Here is a 3,408-nt window from a genome sequence, read left to right on the forward strand (position 1 = left end):
GGAGGCGCTCCAGGCCGTTGGTGCTGCGCAGGCGCTTCCAGTGGGCCTTGGGGAAGGAGAAGAAGCAGGTGGCGGCGGCGAAGCCCTGGCGCAGGCACTCCATGGCCTCGGGCACCTGGCGCCCCAGTCCCTCCTGGAGGGCCTCCATTCGCTTCCTGGCGTCCTGGAGGGTGGGGGCCTCGAAGATGGCGGACGTCTCTTTCCCCAACCGCCCTCGCAGCCTCCAGGGGGCCTTGGCGAGCACGTTACGGGTGAGGTGCACCGTGCATCGCTGAAGCCTCGCCTCGGGCAACGCCTGCCGGGCCGCGGCGGCCAGTCCCGCGTGCCCGTCGGCGATGACGAGCCGCACGCCCCTCAACCCTCGCTCGAGCAGTTGGCGCAGCAGCTCCAGCCAGGAGTCCTGCGACTCGCTGCCCCCCAGAGTCACGGCCAACAGGTGCCGGTGCCCATCCTCTCCCACGCCGTAGGCCACCAGGGCCGAGACGTTCTGCACCGTGCGCGCCCACCGGGCGTCCAGGAAGGTGGCATCCAGGTACAGGTAGGGGAAGGCCTGGGTGAGAGGCTGGGTGCGAAGGCCCTCCACCTTCTCTTCGAGGGACTTCGTCACTCGGCTCACCGTCGAACGCGAAACCTCCGCCCCCATGAGCGCTCGCGTCACCCGGCCCATCTTCCGCGTGGAGACGCCCTGCACGTACGCGCTGGTAATCGCCTCGTCGAGTTCCTTGCTGCGCCGCTTGTAGCGGCCCAGGACGGCCTCCGCCGAGCCGCTGGCCCGCGTCCGGGGCACGGCCACCTCCAGGTGCCCCATGGACGTCAGCAGGCCTCGCAGGTAGCTGCCGTTGCGCTGGTCCTTCCGCCCTGCCGCCTGCTGCCAGCGCCCGGCCCCCACCAGCCCTCGAATCTCCTCCTCCAGCAGCATCTCCAGCGTCATGCGGATGGCTCCCAGGAACAGGCCTCGCACGTCGGTGCGCACCTCCTCGTGCGAGGGCGCGGCAAACTCGGTATCGTCTACTTCAGGGAACTCCTCGGCTCCCCTGCCAGGGGGAGACCGTCTCGGTTGGTTTCACCGAGGAGCTTCCCTCTTTCCCGCTCGTCCCTGCTCGCCGACTACACACTTATAGGGATACGACCCTGCCGGGTGCGATCATGGCGCACTCAGTGCTTGTGGGTTGCAGGCGATACAGTCGGTCTTCTAGAACCCGCCTTCCACCATGCCTACTGACGACCTCAAGGTCTTCGCCTCGCCCCGCCTTCGCGGCAAGCGCTTCGACAACAACCCCGACCCGAACAACGTGACGATTCCGGTCGAGGTGTTGCCGATGCTGGACGATTACCGGCAGGCGATCCTGGAGACGGCTCGCGCGTTGTACTGGACTCGCACCGGGCAGAAGAAGGTCCCCGCTGGGTTTGATGACGCCTTCTCCCTGCGGTTGGGGCGGGTGGAGGACGGCAGCGTCATCCCGAACTTGCTTCGTGCCACCATTGTGGCGGGCAGCATCATGCACGCCGACATCGTGTTCCCTGCCAATGGCAAAGACCTCTTTGAGGAGGCCCGGGACGTTGTCGGCGAGACGATTCAGGCCGTCGCCCAGAAGAGGGCCATTCCCAGTGCCTTCCCTCGTAAGTACCTGGGCAAGCTGCGCTCCATGGGGGAAGTCTTGGAGGAGGGCGACACGCTGGAACTGCACGTGCCCGGCGTCCCGAACCCACCCGTGTACCACCGGGCGCTGAAGGACGATTTCCGAGATTTGGCGGTTGTGCTGTCAACCGGGATCCACACGTTCGTTGGCCAGGTGACGGGCATGGACGTGGTGATCCGGACGTTCAGTGTGCGAACCCGGGATGGCATAAATATTTCGGCCACTTACGGGGAGGGTGTGGGGAGCGAGCAGGAGGTCGTCGACCTGCTCCGTAACCGGCGCTTCATGCGTGCGGAGGTGGTGGTGGACGCTACTTTTGATGGTGAGGGTAAATTGCGCCAAGTCGATCGCCTTCTGAAGCTGACGGTGACGACGGCACTGGACGGGGCAACCGTGAAGCAGCTCGATGACAGGTTCGGGATGCTCGCCTCTGTCGAACCAGGCTGGCTCGACGGCAATGGCAGCGCCTTGCCGGCTGCCGAGCTGCCGTGGGCTAAGGATTTCTTCTTCGAGTTGATGGTGGAGGGGGGCATTCCCAAGCCTCGCCTCTATCCGACCCCTGCTGGCGACATTGAGGCCGAGTGGTCGTACGAGGCATGGGAGGTCAGCGCCACCGTCATGCTGAAGGAGCACGTCGCCAGCGTCACCGCCGTGAATGTCGACACGAACGCGGAGGGCGATGGGGACTTCGACCTCAATTCGGACGATGGGCGGGCGGAGTTCGTAGACTTCCTCCATCGGTACCTGACGCCGCGCGGGGAGGTGGCCTAATGGCGAACCTGGTTCAGCCGCCGCTGCCCGAGACCTCCGAGGAGCCGCTCTACCGCCACGTCAACCCGAAGTGGCTTGATGAGAATGGAGAGCCCTCCGGTCAGGCCTTCCGCCCCTTCGATGAGAGCAACATCCACCTCTCCGTGGACCTTTCTTCCAAGGTGTCCGCCCCGGATTCGGCCAAGAACTTCAAGGGCGACTCCATCGGCATCTACGGGGTGACCCCGAAGGAGTGCCACTCTCAGGAGCTGAAGACATACTGGGCTCCGGTGGAGGGCAACGCGGCACACGGTGCGATTGACTACACCGGGGTGGGCCTCAACAAGCCCGCTAAGAAGAAGGCCAGCGTTCTCGCCCGCATGGCTCGCGAGCGTAAGCGGATTCACCCGCCGCTCGATGCCACCGCCACGGAGCCTACGGCCCCAGCAGAGGCAGCACCCCAGGCCCTGCCGCAGCCCAACGACGTCCCCCCTCCTGCGGAGGCCCTGCCGCCTCGCGGTGACGGCAACCAGCCCCCCTGGTAATGCTGGGCTCGCCTCTTGTGGCTTCGGCTCCAAGAACGTGAAACAGGCAGCGCGTGAGGTTCCCGGGCCCGCCCGGCCATCCTGCACCGGCTCTTGCGCAAGAATCCGTCCGAGAGATTCCAGACGGGCGCGGAGTTGGAGGCTGCGCTCCGCGAGCGCCTTGCCGAGCAGGGCCAACCCTACGGCTCGCATGAAGCCGCCGAGGAGGTGCTGCTCGCTAAGGCTGAGTCCAAGGGCATCGTGCTGGAGAAGGACGGGAAAACCATGGGCATCCAGTCCGAGGTGCTGCCCGTGCGCAACGCAGACGAAATTGCGACTTAGCCGAGTTGATGCTGGCCGTGCAGCCGGTCGTGTCCCTATAAGTGTGTAGATGGCGAGGAGGGACGAGCGGGAAAGAGGGAAGCTCCTCGGTGAAACCAACCGAACCGGTCTCCTCCTGACAGAGGAGCCGAGGAGTTCCCCGACGTGGACGT

At 65.7% G+C, this 3,408-nt stretch carries 4 protein-coding genes; 3 read left to right on the forward strand and 1 reads right to left on the reverse strand.

Annotated elements, in window-relative coordinates:
• A partial coding sequence (locus tag FL311_RS42035; RefSeq protein ID WP_141333228.1) for an IS256 family transposase occupies window positions 1-973 on the reverse strand: 973 nt, incomplete at its 3' end.
• A 238-nt stretch (window positions 974-1,211) separates the two neighbouring features.
• Between FL311_RS42035 and FL311_RS42040 the strand changes: the two genes are divergently transcribed.
• The 3 genes from FL311_RS42040 (at window position 1,212) to FL311_RS42050 (ending at window position 3,256) form a co-directional block, all read left to right on the forward strand.
• A complete protein-coding gene (locus FL311_RS42040; RefSeq protein ID WP_141333229.1) occupies window positions 1,212-2,411 on the forward strand; it encodes a hypothetical protein in 1,200 nt (399 codons plus the stop codon).
• A complete protein-coding gene (locus tag FL311_RS42045; RefSeq protein ID WP_141333230.1) occupies window positions 2,411-2,935 on the forward strand; it encodes a hypothetical protein in 525 nt (174 codons plus the stop codon). The genes FL311_RS42040 and FL311_RS42045 overlap by 1 nt, the downstream gene beginning before the upstream one ends.
• A gap of 93 nt (window positions 2,936-3,028) precedes the next feature.
• Window positions 3,029-3,256, forward strand: a complete 228-nt coding sequence (locus FL311_RS42050) for a hypothetical protein (protein ID WP_141333231.1) — start codon at window positions 3,029-3,031, stop codon at window positions 3,254-3,256.
• Window positions 3,257-3,408: the final 152 nt, after the last annotated feature.

The organism is Myxococcus sp. AB025B (genome assembly GCF_006518215.1).
GTDB classification, from domain to species: Bacteria; Myxococcota; Myxococcia; order Myxococcales; family Myxococcaceae; genus Myxococcus; species Myxococcus fulvus.